This window comes from Variovorax sp. P5_A3 (assembly GCF_056400665.1).
In genome coordinates this window covers 1-19,619 of the sequence record NZ_JBFUKW010000008.1, presented here as the reverse complement: position 1 = coordinate 19,619, position 19,619 = coordinate 1, and the positions used below count along the sequence as shown (strand labels likewise).

22 protein-coding genes are annotated in these 19,619 nt (G+C 65.9%); 10 read left to right on the top strand and 12 right to left on the bottom strand.

Annotation, left to right across the window (positions count from 1 at the left end):
* Positions 1-89: 89 nt before the first annotated feature.
* Positions 90-1,295: a M20 aminoacylase family protein gene (locus AC1D3B_RS13675; RefSeq protein WP_478191209.1), complete on the top strand. Its 1,206-nt coding sequence runs from the start codon at positions 90-92 to the stop codon at positions 1,293-1,295.
* A gap of 34 nt (positions 1,296-1,329) precedes the next feature.
* Positions 1,330-2,304 (top strand): tripartite tricarboxylate transporter substrate-binding protein, encoded by a 975-nt coding sequence (locus tag AC1D3B_RS13670; protein WP_478191208.1) that lies wholly within the window; start codon positions 1,330-1,332, stop codon positions 2,302-2,304.
* A 103-nt stretch (positions 2,305-2,407) separates the two neighbouring features.
* On the opposite strand, the gene AC1D3B_RS13665 is transcribed toward AC1D3B_RS13670, so the two are convergent.
* From AC1D3B_RS13665 to AC1D3B_RS13645, 5 genes are all read right to left on the bottom strand, one after another.
* Positions 2,408-2,731 (bottom strand): hypothetical protein, encoded by a 324-nt coding sequence (locus tag AC1D3B_RS13665; protein ID WP_478191207.1) that lies wholly within the window; start codon positions 2,729-2,731, stop codon positions 2,408-2,410.
* Between the two features lie 79 nt (positions 2,732-2,810).
* Positions 2,811-2,981 (bottom strand): hypothetical protein, encoded by a 171-nt coding sequence (locus AC1D3B_RS13660; RefSeq protein WP_286610847.1) that lies wholly within the window; start codon positions 2,979-2,981, stop codon positions 2,811-2,813.
* Between the two features lie 34 nt (positions 2,982-3,015).
* Positions 3,016-4,410, bottom strand: coding sequence for an ATP-dependent RNA helicase DbpA (gene dbpA / locus AC1D3B_RS13655; RefSeq protein ID WP_478191206.1), 1,395 nt, complete (start codon positions 4,408-4,410; stop codon positions 3,016-3,018).
* A gap of 8 nt (positions 4,411-4,418) precedes the next feature.
* Positions 4,419-4,691 (bottom strand): translation initiation factor IF-1, encoded by a 273-nt coding sequence (gene infA, locus AC1D3B_RS13650; RefSeq protein WP_286519699.1) that lies wholly within the window; start codon positions 4,689-4,691, stop codon positions 4,419-4,421.
* Between the two features lie 53 nt (positions 4,692-4,744).
* A complete protein-coding gene (locus tag AC1D3B_RS13645; RefSeq protein WP_478191205.1) occupies positions 4,745-4,993 on the bottom strand; it encodes a hypothetical protein in 249 nt (82 codons plus the stop codon).
* A 415-nt stretch (positions 4,994-5,408) separates the two neighbouring features.
* Between AC1D3B_RS13645 and AC1D3B_RS13640 the strand changes: the two genes are divergently transcribed.
* Entirely contained in the window at positions 5,409-6,494 is a 1,086-nt protein-coding gene (locus tag AC1D3B_RS13640) for a S1C family serine protease (RefSeq protein ID WP_478191204.1), read from the top strand.
* Between the two features lie 127 nt (positions 6,495-6,621).
* On the opposite strand, the gene AC1D3B_RS13635 is transcribed toward AC1D3B_RS13640, so the two are convergent.
* Entirely contained in the window at positions 6,622-7,677 is a 1,056-nt protein-coding gene (locus AC1D3B_RS13635; RefSeq protein WP_478191203.1) for a sugar phosphate isomerase/epimerase family protein, read from the bottom strand.
* Between the two features lie 177 nt (positions 7,678-7,854).
* Here AC1D3B_RS13635 and AC1D3B_RS13630 point away from each other — a divergent pair, with 177 nt between their 5' ends.
* Positions 7,855-8,736 carry a gamma-glutamyl-gamma-aminobutyrate hydrolase family protein gene (locus tag AC1D3B_RS13630; protein ID WP_478191202.1) on the top strand — a complete coding sequence of 294 codons (882 nt, stop codon included), beginning with the start codon at positions 7,855-7,857 and terminating at the stop codon, positions 8,734-8,736.
* Here AC1D3B_RS13630 and AC1D3B_RS13625 read toward each other — a convergent pair.
* Positions 8,733-8,909 carry a hypothetical protein gene (locus AC1D3B_RS13625; protein ID WP_478191201.1) on the bottom strand — a complete coding sequence of 59 codons (177 nt, stop codon included), beginning with the start codon at positions 8,907-8,909 and terminating at the stop codon, positions 8,733-8,735. The two genes, AC1D3B_RS13630 and AC1D3B_RS13625, sit on opposite strands and share 4 nt — an antisense overlap.
* A gap of 14 nt (positions 8,910-8,923) precedes the next feature.
* Positions 8,924-11,851, bottom strand: coding sequence for a DNA topoisomerase III (locus AC1D3B_RS13620; protein WP_478191200.1), 2,928 nt, complete (start codon positions 11,849-11,851; stop codon positions 8,924-8,926).
* A gap of 85 nt (positions 11,852-11,936) precedes the next feature.
* On the opposite strand from AC1D3B_RS13620, the gene AC1D3B_RS13615 reads away from it, so the two are divergent.
* From AC1D3B_RS13615 to AC1D3B_RS13605, 3 genes are read left to right on the top strand one after another with little or no spacing between them, the layout of a single operon-like run.
* Entirely contained in the window at positions 11,937-12,551 is a 615-nt protein-coding gene (locus AC1D3B_RS13615; protein ID WP_478191199.1) for an SET domain-containing protein, read from the top strand.
* A 2-nt stretch (positions 12,552-12,553) separates the two neighbouring features.
* A complete protein-coding gene (locus AC1D3B_RS13610) occupies positions 12,554-13,351 on the top strand; it encodes a biotin--[acetyl-CoA-carboxylase] ligase (protein WP_478191198.1) in 798 nt (265 codons plus the stop codon).
* Positions 13,352-13,353: 2 nt separating this feature from the next.
* A complete protein-coding gene (locus tag AC1D3B_RS13605) occupies positions 13,354-13,536 on the top strand; it encodes a sporulation protein (protein ID WP_478191197.1) in 183 nt (60 codons plus the stop codon).
* On the opposite strand, the gene AC1D3B_RS13600 is transcribed toward AC1D3B_RS13605, so the two are convergent.
* From AC1D3B_RS13600 to AC1D3B_RS13590, 3 genes are all read right to left on the bottom strand, one after another.
* Complete coding sequence (locus AC1D3B_RS13600) at positions 13,533-14,999, bottom strand: sensor histidine kinase N-terminal domain-containing protein (RefSeq protein WP_478191196.1); 1,467 nt, start codon at positions 14,997-14,999, stop codon at positions 13,533-13,535. The genes AC1D3B_RS13605 and AC1D3B_RS13600 overlap by 4 nt on opposite strands.
* A 148-nt stretch (positions 15,000-15,147) precedes the next feature.
* Positions 15,148-15,822 carry a response regulator gene (locus tag AC1D3B_RS13595; RefSeq protein ID WP_286371827.1) on the bottom strand — a complete coding sequence of 225 codons (675 nt, stop codon included), beginning with the start codon at positions 15,820-15,822 and terminating at the stop codon, positions 15,148-15,150.
* Between the two features lie 69 nt (positions 15,823-15,891).
* Positions 15,892-16,377 carry a MarR family winged helix-turn-helix transcriptional regulator gene (locus AC1D3B_RS13590; RefSeq protein ID WP_478191195.1) on the bottom strand — a complete coding sequence of 162 codons (486 nt, stop codon included), beginning with the start codon at positions 16,375-16,377 and terminating at the stop codon, positions 15,892-15,894.
* Positions 16,378-16,523: 146 nt separating this feature from the next.
* On the opposite strand from AC1D3B_RS13590, the gene recA reads away from it, so the two are divergent.
* Entirely contained in the window at positions 16,524-17,591 is a 1,068-nt protein-coding gene (gene recA / locus AC1D3B_RS13585; protein ID WP_028249926.1) for a recombinase RecA, read from the top strand.
* Between the two features lie 72 nt (positions 17,592-17,663).
* Positions 17,664-18,113 carry a recombination regulator RecX gene (gene recX / locus AC1D3B_RS13580; protein WP_478191194.1) on the top strand — a complete coding sequence of 150 codons (450 nt, stop codon included), beginning with the start codon at positions 17,664-17,666 and terminating at the stop codon, positions 18,111-18,113.
* 122 nt (positions 18,114-18,235) lie between these two features.
* Here the strand turns inward: recX and argC are convergent, their stop codons facing one another.
* On the bottom strand, positions 18,236-19,159 hold the full coding sequence (gene argC / locus AC1D3B_RS13575; protein ID WP_478191193.1) for an N-acetyl-gamma-glutamyl-phosphate reductase: 924 nt from the start codon (positions 19,157-19,159) through the stop codon (positions 18,236-18,238).
* A gap of 185 nt (positions 19,160-19,344) precedes the next feature.
* Between argC and AC1D3B_RS13570 the strand changes: the two genes are divergently transcribed.
* A partial coding sequence (locus AC1D3B_RS13570; protein ID WP_478191192.1) for an ATP-grasp domain-containing protein occupies positions 19,345-19,619 on the top strand: 275 nt, incomplete at its 3' end.

The following is a 19,619-nucleotide window of genomic DNA, read 5'->3' as shown; positions in this document are numbered from 1 at the left end:
TAGGGCCTCGGGTCGCCAGGGCCAACTGCTGATGCGCGCGGGTTGCCGGACTGAGACAGAATCCGGGCTCGTTCTTTCCAGCCTCGCCCATGAACCTTGCCGATTCCTTTGCGGACGTCACCCGTTTCGTCGCGATCCGCCGCGACATCCATGCCCATCCGGAGCTCGGCTTCGAAGAGCACCGCACGTCGGAAAAAGTCGCGAAGCTGCTGGAGGAATGGGGCATCGAGGTCCATCGCGGCATCGCCGGCACCGGTCTTGTCGGCGTGCTGCGTCGGGGCTCGGGCAAGCGCACCATCGGACTGCGTGCGGACATGGACGCCCTCCCCCTGCACGAGGCCAACGAATTCGCCCACAAATCAACGAACGCCGGGCGGATGCACGCCTGCGGGCATGACGGCCACACCACCATGCTGCTGGCAGCCGCGTGGCATCTCGCGCAGAAGGGCAGCCAGTTCGACGGCACGGTTCACTTCATCTTCCAGCCCGCCGAGGAGATGGGCAAGGCAGGCGCGAAGAAGATGATCCAGGACGGCCTGTTCGATCGCTTTCCGTGCGATGCGGTCTTCGCGCTGCACAACTTCCCCGTCGGCGACGTGGGGCGCTTTGCGCTCAACGAAGGCGCGCTCATGGCGTCGAGCAACACCTACAGGATCACCCTGCGCGGCCGTGGCACGCACGCCTCGATGCCGCACACCGGTATCGACCCGGTGGCCGCCGTCGTCACGCTCGCGCAGCAGTTGCAGACCATCGTGCCGCGCACCATCGCGAGCACGGAGCGGGCCCTGCTTGCCGTCACGCAGCTTCTCGGGTCGGACGCGCCCAACGTCATCCCCGATGCGGCCACGGTCGGCGGCACGGTCCGCACCTTCTCGCTCGATGCGCTCGACAAGATCGAGGCGCGCTTGCGCACGGTCGCCGAAGGGGTGGCTGCTGCCCACGAATGCACGGCGGAGATCACCTTCAACCGCGCGTCGCCGCCGGTCGTCAACCATGCCGCCGAGGCGCGCTTCGCGGCGAGCGTGATGCGCGAGGTGGTGGGCGACGACATGGTGACCGACGACTTTCCGGCCGTGATGGGCGCGGAGGATTTCGCCCACATGCTTCAGGTACGGCCGGGCTGTTACGCCTTCCTCGGCAATGGCGACGGCGACCACCGGCTCGACGGCCATGGACCCGGACCTTGCATCATCCACAACACCTCGTTCGACTTCAACGACGAGATCATCCCGATCGGTGCCAGCTACTTCGTGAAGCTGGTGGAGCGCTGGCTCCCGGTCGGCGCGGGCGCCTGAATCTCCACCACCGATCCGGAAAGTGCAATCAACGATGACGCTCCACACCACACGACGTTCGGCCCTTCTCGCCGCAGCCGGCGCGCTCACCCTCGGCGCCGCGGCCCCTGTCCTTGCGCAGCAGCGCGTGATCCACATCGTCGTGCCTTTCGGAACGGGCGCGGTGCAGGACACGGTCGCGCGCGCCTTCAACAACGAACTGGGCACCGCGCTCAACGCCGCGGTGATCGTCGAGAACCGCGCCGGCGCGGGCGGCACGGTGGGTGCGGCCATCGTGGCCAAGGCACCGGCCGACGGGAATACGCTGGTGCTCGCGGCGGCGAGCCATCACATTGCGGGCTTCCTCTACAGCAAGCTGCCCTACGACCCGCTGAAGGATTTCGTGGGCGTTGCCAACATCGGCAACGCTGGCTATGTGCTCGCGGTGGCGAGCGGTCTCAACGTGTCGAACACGGCCGACTTCATCAAGGAGGTCAAGGCCAACCCGGGCAAGTACAACTACGCTTCGGCGGGCAATGGCAGCGCCACCCATCTTGCGATGGCTTCCTTCCTGGCGAAGTCGGGCCTGCAGATGACGCACATCCCGACCAAGTCGACGGGCGAGGCGGTCAATGAAGTGCTCGCGGGCCGCGTCCAGGCGGTGATCTCGTCGAGCATCGGCGTGATCGGCTTCCAGAACGATCCCCGCATGAAGCTGCTGGCATCTACCGGCCAGGAGCGCAGCCCCTTCCTGCCGAATCTGCCGACCGTCGCAGAGAGCGGGCTGCCGGGCTACGCCTTCGACTCGTGGATCGGCCTGCTCGCGCCGGCGGGCACGTCCAAGGCGGAGGTCGACCGCCTCAACGCCGCGACCAACAAGGTGCTGGCCGATCCGGCGATCCAGGAGCGCTTCAAGCGCCTGGGCGTCGAGCCGCGAAGCCAGAGCGCAGAAGAATTCCAGAAGCTGCTGCGCGCCGATTGGGATGCGATGGGCGCGGTGGTGAAGGCGTCGGGCGCAAAGGTCGACTGACGCCCTTCCGCCTCCGCCGGCGAGCTTCGGGCCGTGGCAACGCTGGTCCGCGAGGTCGAGGGCTCCGGCGAAGAAGGCAAGGCGCGCGCCGTCCTGACGACGCTCAGGGGGCGGGCGTGTCGTCGAATGGAGGAGCGGCCCATCCGAGCAATTCGGCGAGCCGCTGCACGATCCAGCGTGCTTCCGCACCCGACACGCCGGCATCCGGCGATTCCAGGCCCGCAAGAATTCGCCGCAGGATTTCGCTCTCCGACGGCACCTCGACGTGATGCAGGATCTGCGCGTGCTGCACCAGATGGTTGGCGAGGTCCTCGCAGACTTCGTAGCGCTGGCGGACAACGGCGATCGGCTCGCTCAGGCGCTGTCTGGCGTCGGTGAACACCGCGAAGAACGAGGGAGGAATGTCGATCTGGTAGTCGTCGGACATGCTTCGGGACCATCCAAAGAAAAACGCGCCCGGAGGCGCGTTCTGGCAAGGGCCGGAGCCCGGGAATCGCGAGTTGCGATCAGCCGCCCTTCTTGGCGCGCTTGCCCGGGTTCTTCTTGCTGCGGGTTGCGGTGCCGCGTTCGAGGCTGACCTTCTGGCCGCCGCCCGACTTGGGGACGTTGTAGCCGGCCATCGGAACGGGCTTGGGGGTGGCAATGCGGTCTGCCTCGGTGCGGATTTTCTTGGGCATGGAAAGCTCGGTAAAAAGAAATCGAAGGACGTAATTAAGCCACATCGTCGAGCAGCCGCACTTTGACGGGCTTGCCCTTGACGCGGCCGGTGGAAAGCTTGTGCGCGGCCTCGCGCGCAATGCGCCGGTCGACCGCCACGTACGTGGAGAACTCGTTGACGTTGATCTTGCCGACCTGCTCCTTGGTGAAGCCGGCGTCTCCGGTCAGCGCGCCGAGCACGTCGCCGGCCCGGATTTTCTCCTTGCGGCCGCCGACGATCTGCAAGGTGGCCATGGGCGGCTGCAGTGGGGTCGGGTCACCGGCGAGCTCGTCGAGCGGATGCCATTCGGATTCGCGGCCTTGCAGCTGCTCGATCTTTCCGACGCTGCCCATCTCGTCCATGCTGGCCAGGCTCAGCGCCAGGCCCTCTGCATCGCCGCGGCCCGTGCGGCCGATGCGGTGGATGTGGATCTCGGGGTCGGGCGTGACATCGACGTTGATCACCGCCTCGAGCTGGGCGATGTCGAGGCCGCGTGCCGCCACGTCGGTGGCGACCAGCACGGAGCAGCTTCGGTTGGCGAACTGCACCAGCACCTGGTCGCGCTCGCGCTGTTCGAGTTCGCCGAAGAGCGCCAGCGCACTGAAGCCCTGGGCCTGCAGCACCTGCACGAGGTCGCGGCATTGCTGCTTGGTGTTGCAGAAGGCGAGCGTGCTGAGCGGGCGGAAGTGATTCAGCAACAGGCTCACGGTGTGCAGACGTTCACTGTCCTTCACCTCGTACCAGCGCTGGCGGATCTTGGCTTCGTCGTGCTGCGCCTGCACGGTGATCTGCTGCGGACTCTTCATGAACTGCGCGCTCAGCTTGGCGATGCCCTCGGGATAGGTCGCCGAGAACAGCAGCGTCTGGCGTTCCTTGGGGCACAGCCGCGCGACCTTGGCGATGTCGTCGAAGAAGCCCATGTCGAGCATGCGATCGGCTTCGTCGAGCACCAGCGTATTGAGGGCTTCGAGATCGAGGCTGCCTCGGTCGAGGTGGTCCATGATCCGCCCCGGCGTCCCGACCACGATGTGCGCGCCGTGCTCGAGGCTGGCGAGTTGGCCGCGCAATGCGACGCCACCGCAGAGGGTGACCACCTTGATGTTTTCCTCGGCGCGCGCGAGGCGGCGGATTTCCGTCGTCACCTGGTCGGCCAGTTCGCGCGTCGGGCACAGCACCATGGCCTGCACCGCGAAGCGCCGCGGGTTGAGGTTCGCCAGGAGTGCCAGCGCAAAGGCGGCCGTCTTGCCGCTGCCGGTCTTGGCTTGAGCGATGAGGTCCTTGCCGAGGAGCGCCACGGGCAGGCTGGCCGCCTGGATCGGCGTCATCTGCAAATAGCCGAGCTGCGTCAGGTTCGCCAGCGTCTGTGGCGAAAGCGGCAGCGTGGCGAAGTCGGTGGCGGAACCGGTCACTGCGAGGATCAGCGGCGCTGCGAGTTGTTGCCGCCGCTGTTCACCGGCGGAGGACCGCGGCGTTCCAGGTGGCGGAACGTGATGCGGCCCTTCGTCAGGTCGTAGGGCGAAAGCTCCAGCGACACCTTGTCGCCGGCCAGGATGCGGATGTGGTGCTTGCGCATCTTGCCGCCGCTGTAGGCGATCAGCTGGTGGCCGTTGTCGAGGGTCACGCGGTAGCGCGAGTCAGGCAGCACTTCGGTGACTGCACCGTTCATTTCGATCAGTTCTTCCTTGGGCATGAATTACCTTCTTGAATGGTTGTCGTGATTGGATAGGAAAAAGGGGGGGCGGTTCAAGCGGCGCAGTGCACTCTCGGGGCCGTGCGCTCGCGCACCCAGCCCAGTCCCTGGTCGACGGCATAGCGCACTGCGGCGGCGCGGTTGCCGAAGCTTGGCGTGAAGCGCATGACGCGATCGTGCATGCCACTTCCGCGGCCGGACCGGATCGACACGGATGCCGCGAAACGGCCGTCGTCCAGGTCCTTGATGAGCGGTGAGACCAGATACTTGCCCACTGCGATGCTGTGTTGAATGATGTCCATGAAAGCCTTGCGCCACGCGACGCCGCGTAACGCTGAAAACAATTGAAAAAACGAGCGCAGGCCGGCCGGAAATGGCGCCCACCGGAGCGGACAGCGCGCTGTTCGCTTCAACAAGTACGAAGGCAGTGGTGGCAATCATGGGCGCCCGATCTGGCGCACCAACACACTGTGAGGGCCGGCTTGAAATGAAAGGGCCTGGAATCTCCAGGCCAGCCAGCGAATTGACGAAGTGCTTCGTCGTGGTATCGAAACGAACCCCCGATTCTAGCTGATCTGGCACGACAGTTGCTATTTCAGTGGCGTGACAGCCTGGCATAGGCCGGCCGGTAGACGGCATTGCCTCGCAAGAGCCGGACTTGCGAGCACGGCGCTTGCGGCGCACCATGGGGGGACCATCGTTCCAAGGAGCGCGGCCATGCAAATGCAAGGATCACCTGTTCGATCTTCGCGGGCCCACTGGCTTTCAGGTGCTCGCGCTCGATGGATCGGCTGCCTGCTCGCGAGCAGCACGGCGCTCCTGTGCCTCCAGGCCGCTCCGGCCACCAATTCGCCAGAGAGCCCATCCGCCAAGGTGCAGATCAAGGCGCTCAAGCGTGCCGGGGACGCAGTCGTCGCCGTCAACGTCACCGCGACCGAGGGTGCCACCTCGGCCGACAGCCTGGGTCAGCGTCGCTCGGGTTCGGGCGTGGTGATCGGGTCCGACGGGCTGATCCTCACCATCGGCTACCTGTTGCTGGAAGCCGAAACCATCGAAGTCGTCACTCAGGACGAGCGTGTCCTGCCCGCGCGCCAGGTGGCCTATGACATCGCGACCGGGTTCGGGCTGGTTCGACCCCTGGTGCCGCTGCGGGGCGTCGAGCCTGTTCCCTTGGGCGGCGTGTCCACCCTGAAGGCCGGGCAGCCCTTGCTCGTGGCCACCGGAAGCAGCAGCGGCACGGAGGTGGGATTCACGCGACTTGTCGGGACGCGCCCGTTCTCCGGCTACTGGGAATATCACATCGACGCCGCGATCTTCACCAGCCCGCCGGTCGCGAATCACAGCGGCGCCTCGCTTTTCAACGCCAATGGGGAGTTGCTCGGCATTGGCAGCTTGTTCGTACTGGAAGCCGGCGGGCCGGATCGCACCTTGCCGGGCAACATGTTCGTTCCCGTCGACCTTCTGCGCCCAGTGCTGGCGGAGATGCAGTCCACCGGCAGGACACGTGCCAGCATCCGGCCATGGTTGGGCCTGTCGTCCTCGGAGCGAGGGGGACATGTGGAAATCGTGCGGGTCGACCGCTCCGGGCCGGCGCTCGAAGCGGGTCTGCAGCCCGGCGACGTAGTGCTGGAAATCGACGGTATCGAGGTCACGACGCTCGAGGCCTTCTACAAGCAGCTCTGGAAGCGCCCGGATGCCGATGCAGATGTCGAACTCACCGTGCAGCAGGGATCCGAGGTGCGAAAAGTGAAGGTGCACGCGGTCGATCGCATGCAGACTTTGCGCAAGCCCGAAGGCATATAGAGGCTCGCCCCCAGGCTGCGCGCACTTCGTGTCGCTTCGCCTACCCCCTGCCGGGGGCAACACCGGCGGACCGGCGGAGCCGGTTCCGCGGTGTTTCACGAACGGGCCGCGCTTCGCGGGCCTTGGCTCAAGCGATGCCTAGGGTTTTTCTGTTGGCGGCTTTGTCGATGCTGCCGGCGGCGAAGTCGTCGAAAGCGCGGTCGGCCACGCGGATGATGTGTCTTGCGATGAACTCGGCACCTTCGCGTGCGCCGTCTTCGGGGTGCTTGAGGCAGCACTCCCATTCCAGCACCGCCCAGCCGGGGAAGTCGTAGGCGGCCATCTTCGAGAAGATGGCGCCGAAGTCCACCTGCCCGTCGCCCAGTGAGCGGAAGCGGCCGGCGCGGTTCAGCCAGGACTGGAAGCCGCCATAGACGCCCTGCTTGCCGGTCGGGTTGAATTCGGCGTCCTTCACGTGGAAGATCTTGATGCGCTCGTGGTAATGGTCGATGTAGTCGAGGTAGTTGAGCTGCTGCAGGACGAAATGGCTCGGGTCGTACAGCAGGCAGGCGCGGGGGTGGTTGTTCACGCGCTCGAGGAACATCTCGTAAGTTACGCCGTCGTGCAGGTCCTCGCCTGGATGGATCTCGTAGCAGACGTCGACGCCGAACTCGTCGAAGCGGTCGAGGATCGGCTTCCAGCGTCGGGCGAGTTCGTCGAAGGCCTCCTCGATGAGGCCGGGCGGGCGAGGGGGCCATGAGTACAGGTAGGGCCACGCCAGTGCGCCGGAAAAGGTGGCGTGGGCCGTCAGCCCGAGGTTGGCCGATGCCCGTGCGGCGTAGTGCAGCTGTTCGACTGCCCATTTCTGACGCTTGACCGGGTCGTTGCGGACTTCGGGCGCGGCGAAGCCGTCGAAGCCTGCGTCGTAAGCCGGGTGCACCGCGATCAGCTGGCCTTGCAGATGGGTCGAGAGCTCGGTGATCTCGAGCCCGTGCTTCGCAAGCGTGCCTTTCACTTCGTCGCAGTAGGTCTTGCTCTCCGCGGCCTTCTTCAGATTGAAGATGCGTTCGTCCCAACTCGGGATCTGCACGCCCTTGTAGCCGAGTCCCGCGGCCCAGCCGGCGATGGCATCGAGCGAGTTGAAGGGCGCGGTGTCGCCGGTGAACTGGGCCAGAAAAATGGCAGGGCCCTTGATGGTCTTCATCGGTTGTCTCCTGGTCAAATCGACGCAAATGATGCACCGGTTTGCGCCGAAGCAACGCAAGGCGGTGTCCGACACGCCGCGACGAGCTTGGCGGGTGCGTTCCGCGAAAGAACGTTTCACAATCGGGTGTCTGTCCACCCGAGGGCGTCTCGCCTCGCGCGGCGCCTCGAAAGAGCGATGTCACAAACGGTTTCCGGGCGCCTGAAGATTGGCCTGTCCGCCTGCTTCTCCCATGCCGACCCCGCACGGTCCTTGTTCACCAACAAGACGCTGCAGTACGTGGAGCAATCGATCGCGCACTGGCTGATGTCCGCCGGCGCGATGGTCGTGATGGTCCCCTGCCCGACCGGTGAAACGGCGCGTGGCGACACCAAGCTCTCCCATTACGCGGAATGGCTCGACGGCGTCGTGATGCACGGCGGCGCCGACGTCTGGCCCGGCAGCTATGGCGAGGTGCCGCTCAAGGACGCATGGATCGGCGACCGCGTCCGCGATCTCTACGACCTGGCGCTGGTCGAGGCCTTCGAGGAGGCCGGCAAGCCGATCTTCGGCGTGTGTCGTGGCTTGCAGTTGATCAACGTGGCCTTTGGCGGGACGCTCTACCAGGATATCGAGGTGCAGCACCCCAACGCGCAGCGGCATCGCGACCCCGTGACCTACGACCAGAACTTCCATGAAATTCGCGTTACCCCGGGATCCCGGCTTTCGAGCCTCTATCCGGGCATGGAGACTGCGCGGGTCAACAGCATCCATCACCAGGGCGTGAAGGACCTCGCTCCCGGCTTCGAGGTCGAGGCCTGGAGCATTCCGGACCACGTGGCCGAGGCCATCCGACGTCGCCCCGACCGTGGGCGCAGCTACATCGCAGCGACGCAATGGCACCCTGAGTTCCACCAGTACGGGGCGACCGATACAGTCGACGATACGGCCATCCTCGAGGACTTCCTCTGGGCCTGCGCGACCGCCAAGGTCAGTCCGCGGGGGCCGCTACGCACCGCCCCCGGCCGCATCCGCAACCGCGCCGCGAGGCTGCTGCGTCAGGCGCTCTTGATGGGCTAGCGGCTCTGGTTCTTGTAGTGGCTCACCCCGCCATCGATCGTGCCGAACACGGTGATGCCGCTGCCGCCCGTGTTGTCCGTGCTCGCCGAACTGCCATTGCCGCCCGAACCCGACGCGCAGCCGGCAAGCAGGCAAAGGGCGGTCGCGAACGAGATGGCGAAGAATTGCCTCATGTGAATCTCCTGTCTCAGGCCAGGTGCTTGCCGACGATCCCGGCGAGCTCGAACATCGTGACCTGGTCCTTGCCGAACACGGGCTTCAGCTTGGCGTCGGCGTTGATGGCGCGCTTGTTGGTCGCATCCTGCAGCCCGTTGGCCTTGATGTAGTCCCACAGCTTCTTGATGACTTCGGTGCGCGCCACGGGTTCCGCGCCGATCACTGCAGCCAGCGCGTCGCTGGGCTTCAGGCCGGCGCCGGGCTTGCGGGGGGCCTTGGGGGTGGCCGCCTTCTTCGCGGCGACCTTCTTGGCTGCGGGCGTCTTCGCGGCCGCCTTCTTTGCCGCGGCCGGTGCGGCCTTGGTAAAGGTCTTGCGCGGCGGGAACTTGCTGGTGCGGGGCTCGAACTCGAAGGTCACCTTGCCCTCTTCCTTGTTCCACGCCAGGAAAGCCTTGAACGCGCGGCGCGTGCGCATCGAGACGAACTTGTCGAGCAGGTCTGTCTTGCCGGTGGCGAGCAGCTTTTCGACCTGTGCGCGCTCCACCGGCTGCTGCAGGATGATCTTGCCGGTCTTGAAGTCGCAGCTCGGCGTGGGCTGGGCTTCCGTCGGCACCGACTTCTCGCACACGTAGTTGCTGCCGTACTCGAACACGCGGGAGGCGCATTTCGGGCACGGGCCGAGCGACTCCTGGCCGCTGAAGTCGACGATCTCGCCGGTCTCGGCGTTCTTGTCGTCGCCGAAGTCGAACTCCAGCTTCCAGTTCTTCGCCTCGTCGTCGAACTTGAGGATGATTTCGGAGGTGAAGGGCCAGCCGGCCTTGGACCGGAAGCCTTCGAGCGGACCGATGTGCTTGTCGCGCAGCAATTGCTCGGCCTCTGCGACTTCGAAGGTGCGCCCCGCAGGTGACTTGCCGAAGGAAAAGCCGCAAGGCTCCTGTCCAGCCTTGCCCGTGCAGGAGTAGCGGCGGTAGTTTTCCCTCACCACGCCGCCGCAGTTCGGGCACGGCGTGGCGAGCGTGGCGTAGTCGCCGGGCACGGTGTCGCGGTCGTACTCCTTGGCCTTCTTGACGATGTGTTCCGTCATCTCGGCGATCTCGCGCATGAAGGCCTCGCGGCTGAGCTTGCCGTGTTCCATCTGCGCGAGCTTGTATTCCCATTCGCCGGTGAGCTCTGCCTTGGAGAGTTCCTCCACGCCGAGCCCGCGGAGCAGCGTCATGAGCTGGAAGGCCTTGGCCGTCGGGATCAGCTCGCGGCCTTCGCGGTGCATGTACTTCTCGGCCAGCAGACCTTCGATGATGGCCGCGCGCGTGGCCGGGGTGCCGAGGCCCTTCTCCTGCATGGCCTCGCGCAGTTCATCGTCGTCGATGGTCTTGCCGGCGCCTTCCATCGCGCCGAGCAACGTGGCTTCCGAATAGCGCGCCGGGGGGCGCGTCTTCAGGGCCTTGAGGTCCGCGGACGCGGCCTTCACCACTTCGCCGGGCTTCACCGGGACGAGGCGCTTGCCGTCCTTGTCGTCTTCCTTCTCGTCGTCCTGGGCTTCCTTGCCGTAGATGGCGAGCCAGCCCGGCTTCACGAGCACCTTGCCGTCGGTGCGGAACGGGTACTTCCTGCCTGCCTGCTCGACGGTGCTGATGCGCGTGGTCACCTGGTATTCGGCGCTCGGAAAGAACACCGACATGAAGCGACGGACCACGAAGTCATAGAGCTTCTGCTCGGCGTCGGAGAGCCCGCTCGGCGCCTGCAGCGTCGGGATGATCGCAAAGTGGTCGCTGACCTTGGCGTTGTCGAAGATGCGCTTCGAAGGCTTGACGTAATTGCCGTCGATCGCCTGCTGCGCGAAGGGCGCGAGGTGGCGCATGCCGCTGTTGGCGAGCATGCCCATGGTCTGCTTGACGACCGGCAGGTAGTCCTCGGGCAGCGCGCGCGAATCCGTACGCGGGTAGGTCAGCGCCTTGTGACGTTCGTAGAGGCTCTGCGCCAGCGCCAGCGTGGTCTTGGCGCTGAAGCCGAAGCGGCTGTTGGCCTCGCGTTGCAGCGAGGTCAGGTCGAACAGGAGCGGCGAAGCCTGCGTGGTGGGCTTGCTTTCCTCGGTGACGGTGGCGGGCTTGCCGCGCGCGGCGTCGGCGATCTCGCGGGCTTCACGCTCGCTCCATACGCGGTCGGCGCGCTGCTCGGGGTCGGGCACGCCGTCCGGGCCGGGCGGCGGCTTCTTCCAGTTCGGATCGAACCACTTGCCCGGATACTCCCCCGCCTCGGCCAGGAAGCTGCCGTGCACTTCCCAGTAGTCGCGGCTGACGAACTTGCGAATCTTCTCCTCGCGCTCGACGACGACCGAAAGCGTCGGCGTCTGCACCCGGCCCACGGTGGTCAGGAAGAACCCGCCGTCGCGCGAATTGAATGCGGTCATGGCGCGCGTGCCGTTGATGCCCACCAGCCAGTCGGCCTCCGAGCGCGAGCGCGCGGCATCGGCCAGGCCCTGCATCTGCTGCTCCGAACGCAACTGGTCGAAGCCGTCGCGAATCGCCTGCGGCGTCATCGACTGCAGCCACAGCCGCTTGACCGGCTTGCCCAGCGGCGACTTGCCGCCAGCGTACTGTTCGATCAGCCGGAAGATCAGCTCGCCCTCGCGGCCCGCGTCGCAGGCGTTGACGAGCTGGGTCACGTCCTTGCGCTTGGCCTGCTTCACGACCGCGTTCAGGCGGGTCTTGGTCTTGTCGACCGGCTTGAGATCGAAGCGCGGCGGAATCACCGGCAGGTTGGCAAAACTCCACTTGCCGCGCTTGACGTCGAACTCCTCGGGCGCCTGGATCTCCACCAGGTGGCCCACGGCGCTGGTCACGACGTACTTCTCGTTCTCGAAGTGTTCTTCGTGCTTGTCGAATTTGCCAGCCACGGGCGTGAGCGCCCGGACGATGTCCTGGGCCACCGACGGCTTCTCTGCAATCACCAACGTTTTCATCAACGAGTCATCCTTACAATCTGGCGCTTCTCGCGTGCGTACGCGCACGCGCATGCGTACATATTCAAACTAACAGACTTCGGCGATGCCATCCAAATCTCCCATTTCCGGCGGCCGCCGCATCCAGACCCGGCGCTCCGGCGTGCATGGCAACGGCGTCTTTGCCGTGCAGGATATAGCGGAGGGCGAAACGCTCATCGAATACAAGGGCGAGGTCATCAGCTGGAAGGAGGCGCTTCGCCGCCATCCGCACGATCCGGCCCAGCCCAATCACACCTTCTACTTCCATATCGATGACGACCGTGTGATCGACGGCGGCGTGAACGGCAACGCGGCCCGCTGGATCAATCATTCCTGCGAACCCAGTTGCGAAGCCGACGAGCAGGATGGCCGCGTGTTCATCAAGGCGCTGCGCAACATCGCGGCCGGCGAAGAGCTGAGCTATGACTACGGGCTGATCATCGACGAGCCGTACACGAAGAAGCTCAAGGCGGAGTTTCCGTGCTGGTGCGGTTCCGACAAATGCCGCGGCACCTTGCTGTCCCCGAAGGACGACAAGGACAAGAAGGGCAAGAAGAAGGACAAGCTCGGCAAGAAGGCCGAGAAGAAGCAGAGCAGGAAAAGCGGCGAGGCTCGCAAGGAATCGAAGAAGGCCAAGGCCGCCAAGGACGGCAAGTCTGCGAAGACCGGCAAGGGCTGACCATGGCCGCGCCCTGGTTCGAGGACGAGATCGCCGGCGCACTGGCACCGCTGTTGCCCGGCTTGCGCGTCGAGGTCGTCGGCGAGATCGATTCGACCAGCAGCGAATTGATGCGACGCGCTCGCGACGGCCGCCGCGAGCCGGTGCTCCTGGTGGCCGAGCGGCAGACCGCCGGACGGGGCCGCCTGGGCCGAGAGTGGCAAAGCGCCCAGGATGGGCTCGAACCGGCATCGCTGACTTTTTCGCTGGGCCTGCCGCTGGCGCCACGCGACTGGTCAGGGCTCTCGCTCGCCGTGGGCGTCAGCATTGCGGAGAGTCTCGATCCTTCCGGAACGACCGGTCTCGCGCTCAAGTGGCCCAATGACCTGTGGGTCCATGAGCGCAAGCTCGGCGGCATCCTGATCGAGACCGCCCTGCTCCAGCCGGATGCCGCGGAGCGCTATCTGGTGATCGGCATCGGCATCAACATCGGGCCGCGCGAGGCCAGCGGGCTGAGCACTGCGCCGGCGTGGCTGCAGGAATGGCGCCCGCTCGCGACACCATCCGAGGTGCTGCGCGATGTGGCGCTGCCACTGGTGCGCGACATCCAGGTCTTCGACGAGAAGGGATTCGTGCCTTTTGCCTCCCGCTTCGCAGCCCGCGACATCCTGCGCGGCCGCGAGGTTCAGCTCAGCGACGGCACCGAGGGCCTGTGCGAGGGCGTGGGTTGGGGCGGTGAGCTGCTGGTCCGCACGGCATCGGGCATGAAGACGATCACGAGCGCGGAAGTCAGCGTGCGGCCCGTGCGCGCGCCGCGATGATGATGCGTCTGATCGTCGTCCTGCTTCTGGCGGCAAACCTGGGTTACTACGCCTGGACCCGCGGCGCGCTCGCCCTGTTCGGCACGGAGCCCGCCCGTTTCAGCGAGCGTGAGCCGCAGCGCCTGACGCAGCAAGTGCGGCCGCAGATGCTGCAGATTCGCAAGGAAGAGCCTTCGAAGCCCTAGACGCGGGGCCGGCCGGCAGGACGCTCGCTTTCATTCGCGTCGAAGCGCAGGCTGACCAGCGTGCCCGGCGGATGCTGACCGGGGTGCGCGTCTTCCAGTCGTGCCGTCGCGAAATGCTGGCGCGCGATTTCCAGCACGATCGGCAGGCCCAGGCCGGAGCCGTCCGCCTCGTTGCCCAGCACGCGATAGAAGGGCTGGAAGACAAGTTCGCGCTCGTTTTCCGGGATGCCCGGCCCGTTGTCCTCGACCTGCAGCATGACGATGCGGCCGAAGGGGTCGGCCAGGATCCGGGCGGTGATCACGCCCGGCCGCTCCGGCGTGGAGGGCGTGTAGTTGATTGCGTTGTCGAGCAGGTTGCGCACCAGCTCCTTCAGGAGCGTCGGGTTGCCTTCGAGCGTCACGCCCGGCGCGCCCGCTTCCGCGCCTTCGTAGCCCAGGTCGATGCGCTTGTCGATCGCACGCGGCACGGCTTCACGCACGACCTCGATCGTGAGCCGCGCAAGGTCGCAAGGCTGCCGCCCGATATTGGCGCCGCTGCCTTCGGCGCGAGCGAGCGACAGGAGCTGGTTCACCGTGTGCGTCGCGCGCACGCTCGCGCGGCCGATCTGCTTGAGGGACTGTTTCAGCTCGTCGGCATTGGCGCCTTCGCGCTGCGCGAGGTCGGCCTGCATGCGCAGGCCCGCCAGCGGCGTCTTGAGCTGGTGCGCGGCATCGGCCAGGAAACGCTTCTGGGTGCCGATCGAGTCATTGAGCTTGTTCAGCAGATCGTTGACCGACAGCACCAGCGGCACCACCTCGAGCGGCACGGAGGATTCGTCGAGCGGGCTCAGGTCGCCCGGCCGGCGCTCGCGGATGCGCGCCTCCACCACGGACAGCGGCTTGATGCCGCGCACCAGGGCGAGCCAGATGAGCAGCACTGCCAATGGCAGGATCGCGAACTGCGGCAAGAGCACGCCCTTGATGATCTCGGTGGCCAGCACCGACTGCTTCTCGCGGGTCTCGGCCACCTGCAACAGCGTCGGCGGCGCATCCGGCGTGGCGCCGGCCAGCCAGAGCGATGCCACGCGCACCGGCTTGCCATGGATCTGGCCGTTGCTCAGGTAGACCACGCCGGGTGTCGGCACATCGTCCGTGCCCGGGAACGGAATGTCGCGCTCGCCGCTGAGCAACGTACCTTGCTCGTCGAGCAACTGGTAGTACACGTGGTCGGTGTCGTCGCCGCCGAGAATCTCGCGTGCCGGCTGCGGCAGCACGAACTGGACGCGCCCGTTCTCGACGTCGACCAGTCTGGCGAGGATCTGGATGTTGGATTCCAGCGCGCGATCGAAAGGCGCGTTCGCGATGCCCTGTGCCACCAGCCAGGTGACGCCGATGCTGACCGGCACCAGCAGCAGCAAGGGCGTGAGCATCCAGTCGAGGATCTCGCCGAAGAGCGAACGCTGCGCGCGCTGAAAAAGTTTCACGCTCGCCCCCAGGCTTGCTCACTTCGTGTAGCCGCCCACCCCCTGCCGGGGGCAACACCGGCGGCCCGGCAAAGCCGGTTCCGCGGTGTTTCGCCAACGGGCCGGGCTGCGCCGGCCGAGGAGTTCAAGCGCGATGTGCCCTGGGGCATCAAGAGGGGATTTTTTCGAGGCAGTAGCCGAGGCCGCGGACGGTGGCGATGCGCACGGGGCCCTTCTCGATCTTCTTGCGCAGGCGGTGGATGTACACCTCGATCGCGTTGAGGCTGACCTCCTCGCCCCATTCGCACAGGCGCTCGACCAGCTGGTCCTTGCTCACCAGGCGGCCAGCACGCTGCAGCAGCACTTCGAGCAGGCCGAGTTCGCGCGCGGAGAGCTCGATCATCTTGCCGTCGATGGTGGCGACGCGGCCGGCCTGGTCGTAGACCAGCGGACCATGCTTGATCGCGTTGCTGGTGCCGCCCATGCCGCGGCGGGTGAGCGCACGCACCCGCGCCTCGAGTTCCTGCAGGGAGAAGGGCTTGGCCATGTAGTCGTCGGCGCCGTAGTCGAGACCCTTGACGCGCTCCTCGACGCTGTCGGCAGCCGTCAGCACCAGCACCGGCAACTGCGAGCCGCGTGCGCGCAGCCGCTTGAGGATTTCGAGGCCGTGCAGGTTGGGCAGGCCGAGGTCGAGGATCAACAGGTCGAACTCGCTGTTGGTCATCAGCGCGGCGTCGGCTTGCGAGCCGGTCGCGACGTGGTCGACCGCCGAGCCGGAGGTGCGCAAGCTGCGCAGGAGGGCATCCGCCAGCACCTGGTCATCTTCCGCAATCAGTATTCGCATGCCGTGCCTCCAGACATCGCGGCTTGCACTGCCGCCGGATCTTCCACCCACCGACTCTCCCAGCGAATTCTAGGCTGCGGCATAGGCTTCGAGACCGATGGTTACCACGGTGGCGATCTCGTCGCCGACGCTGGCGCGGAACTCCCTTTCCGCCTGGGCGACGGCGTTGCGGAAGGCCTCCAGCCACGCCAGGCCGTCGGCGGTGAACAGCACGCGGCGCGCGCGTGCGTCGAGCGGATCAGGCCCGCGCGTGACCAGACCCCAAGCCTCGCACTGGTCGACCAGCGTGCCCATCGCCTGCTTGGTCATGCCGGCGCGTTCGGCGAGTTCGGTCAGGCGCGAACCATCGCGGGAGAGGTGGCGCGTGATGTGGATGTGCGCGGCGCTCACCTGTGCGCGCGCCGCGAGGTTCGACAGCGCCAGCGGCACGTCGGCGTCATGGGCCATCAATGCGAGCACGCGCTCGTCGAAACGGCGCATCGCATGGCCGAGCAGGCGTCCCAGGTGGGTCTGGCGCCAGGCGTCGTGATCGATCGGAAAAATGGGATCTACCATGGGGCTTCGATAGTAAAGCAAACTGACCAAAAAACAGGCTTACTCGCTTTCATTGCCCTCTACACTACTGTTCAAGCATCCAGCCTGTAATTAAAAGCAGCGGGATGAATCCGACACAACCCATTGATATTCAAGGAGTTTTCCACATGGACGCAGTCGTCAAGGGCGCAAGCATCTCGGTCGCCAACAGCGAAAAGGCCAAGGCCCTCCAGGCCGCACTGGCCCAGATCGAAAAGCAGTTCGGCAAGGGCACGATCATGCGGCTCGGCGAAGGCGAAGCGCTGGAAGACATCCAGGTGGTCTCCACCGGCTCGCTGGGCCTCGACATCGCGCTCGGCGTCGGCGGCCTGCCGCGCGGCCGGGTGATCGAGATCTACGGTCCGGAATCGTCCGGCAAGACCACCCTCACGCTCCAGGTCATCGCCGAAATGCAGCGCCAGGCCGGCACCTGCGCCTTCGTCGATGCGGAACATGCGCTCGACGTGCAGTACGCGCAGAAGCTCGGCGTGAATCTCTCCGACCTGCTCATCAGCCAGCCCGACACCGGCGAGCAGGCGCTCGAGATCGTCGATTCGCTGGTGCGTTCCGGCGCGGTCGACCTGATCGTGGTCGACTCAGTCGCCGCGCTCACGCCCAAGGCCGAAATCGAAGGCGAGATGGGCGACTCGCTGCCCGGCCTGCAGGCCCGCCTCATGAGCCAGGCGCTGCGCAAGCTCACCGCCACCATCAAGAAGACCAACTGCATGGTCATCTTCATCAACCAGATCCGCATGAAGATCGGCGTGATGTTCGGTTCGCCCGAAACCACCACCGGCGGCAATGCGCTGAAGTTCTACGCCTCGGTGCGCCTGGACATCCGCCGCATCGGCACCATCAAGAAGGGCGACGAGGCGATCGGCAACGAGACCAAGGTCAAGGTGGTCAAGAACAAGGTCTCGCCACCTTTCAAGACGGCCGAGTTCGACATCCTGTTCGGCGAGGGCATCAGCCGCGAAGGCGAGATCATCGACATGGGCGTGGCCGCCAAGATCGTCGACAAGTCGGGCGCCTGGTACGCCTACAACGGCGAGAAGATCGGGCAGGGCCGCGACAACGCACGCGAGTTCCTGCGCGAGAACCGTGAGCTCTCGCGCGAGATCGAGAACAAGGTGCGCGAATCCCTGGGCATCCCGCTGCTCCTGGCCGAGGCGCCTGACGCGTCGGCTGAAAAGTAAGGGGCGATCCCGCCCGCGCCACCCGCCCTGAGCGGCGGGTGCGCTTCGATCCGAAGCGATTCAATCCAAGCCATGGCATTTGCCGCTCCATCTCTCAAGGGGCGCGCACTGCGACTGCTGAGCCAGCGGGAGCATTCGCGCGCCGAACTCGAACGCAAGCTCGCGAAGTACGAGGAACAGCCAGGCACGCTGGCGCTCGCGCTCGACGAACTGGCCGCCAAGGATTTCATCAACGAGGCGAGGGTGGTCCAGTCAGTCCTGCACCAACGGGCAGGGCGCCACGGTGCCGCACGCGTGCGCCAGGAACTGCTGCACAAGGGCATCGCCCCCGAGGCGGTCGCGGAAGCGGTCGCGAGCCTTCAAGGCAGCGAGCTGGAACGGGCGCGGGAAGTCTGGCGGCGCCGCTTCGGCGAACTACCGCAGGACGCGACACAACGCGCCAGGCAGGTGCGATTTCTCCTTGCGCGCGGATTCGCCAGTGCCGTGGTCGCGAAGGTGCTGCGCCACGACCCAGACGAGTAGACCTTAGGGCCGGGAGGCCAGGCCACTTCGTGAAACACCGCGGAACCGGCTTCGCCGGGCCGCTGGTGTTGCCCCCGGCAGGGGGTGGCGTCTACACGAAGTGAGTAAGCCTGGGGGCGAGCCTAAACCCCCAACATCAGCTTAAGGTTTTGCACCGCCGCGCCGCTCGCGCCCTTGCCCAGATTGTCGAGCCGGGCAATGACGACCGCATGGCGGTGGTCTTCGTTCGGGAACACGCGAATGTCGAGCTGGTTGGTGTCGTTGAGCGACAGGGCGTCGATCTTGCCGTCCTCGGTCGGCGGCAGCACCTTCACGAACTGTTCCGGCGTGTTGCTCTTGGCGTAGTGGGCCGCCAGCGCATCGTGCAGGTCGCTGGCCTTGGGACGGTCGGGCAGGTCATCCAGATGCAGGGGAAGCTGCACCAGCATGCCCTGCTTGAAGTTGCCCACCGAGGGGATGAAAACAGGCCGGCGCGTGAGCCCGGTGTACTTCATGATCTCGGGAATGTGCTTGTGCTTGAGCCCCAGCGCATAGGTCTCGAACAGGGGCGCAGCGCCGCTCTCGTAAGCCTCGATCATGCTGCGCCCGCCGCCGGAATAGCCGCTGACCGAGGGGAGGGCGATCGGGAAGTCGGGCGGCAGGAGTCCTGCGTCGATCAACGGGCGGACGATGGCGATGGCCCCGGTTGCGTAGCAGCCCGGATTGGCCACGCGCTCGGCCTTGGCCACGGCGTCCTTCTGCCCGGCCACGAGTTCGGGAAAGCCGAACGTCCACCCTGCAGCCGTGCGATGTGCGGTGGAGGCGTCGATGATCTTCGGGCGGCGGCCTTCGAGCTGGTCGATGAGCGCCACGGATTCGCGCGCCGCGTCGTCATGCAGGCACAGCACGACGAGGTCGACGCCGGCCATCAGGTCGCGCTTGGCCGAGACGTCTTTTCGAAGCTCGGGCGCGATGCTGACCAGTTCGATGTGCGGCATATTCTGCAGCCGCTCGCGGATCTGAAGGCCGGTGGTACCGGCTTCGCCGTCGATGAAGACCTTGACCATGATGGGAGCCTCGGAGGGTGCCTCTGGAGAAACTACGTATTGACCACAGTGGCGGGCCTGACGTTGGTACGGCGCCCCATGATACAGTCCTTCGCTGTTCGCCGCCCCCGCCCTCTGGGCGCCGTGGCCCGTGGACAACAGCCAAATACTCCCGTTCTCTAAACCTCGTTCCGAGAGACACCCTCATGAAGATTCACGAGTACCAAGGCAAGGAAATTCTTGCCAAGTTCGGCGTGCCTGTGCCGCGCGGCATTCCGGCGTACACAGTGCAGGAGGCGGTCGAAGCCGCTCAGAAGCTCGGCGGCCCGGTTTGGGTTGTCAAGGCCCAGATCCACGCGGGTGGCCGCGGCAAGGGCGGTGGCGTCAAGGTCGCCAAGTCGATCGAAGACGTCAAGAAGCTCGCCGGCGAAATCCTCGGCATGCAGCTCAAGACGCACCAGACCGGTCCTGAAGGCCAGAA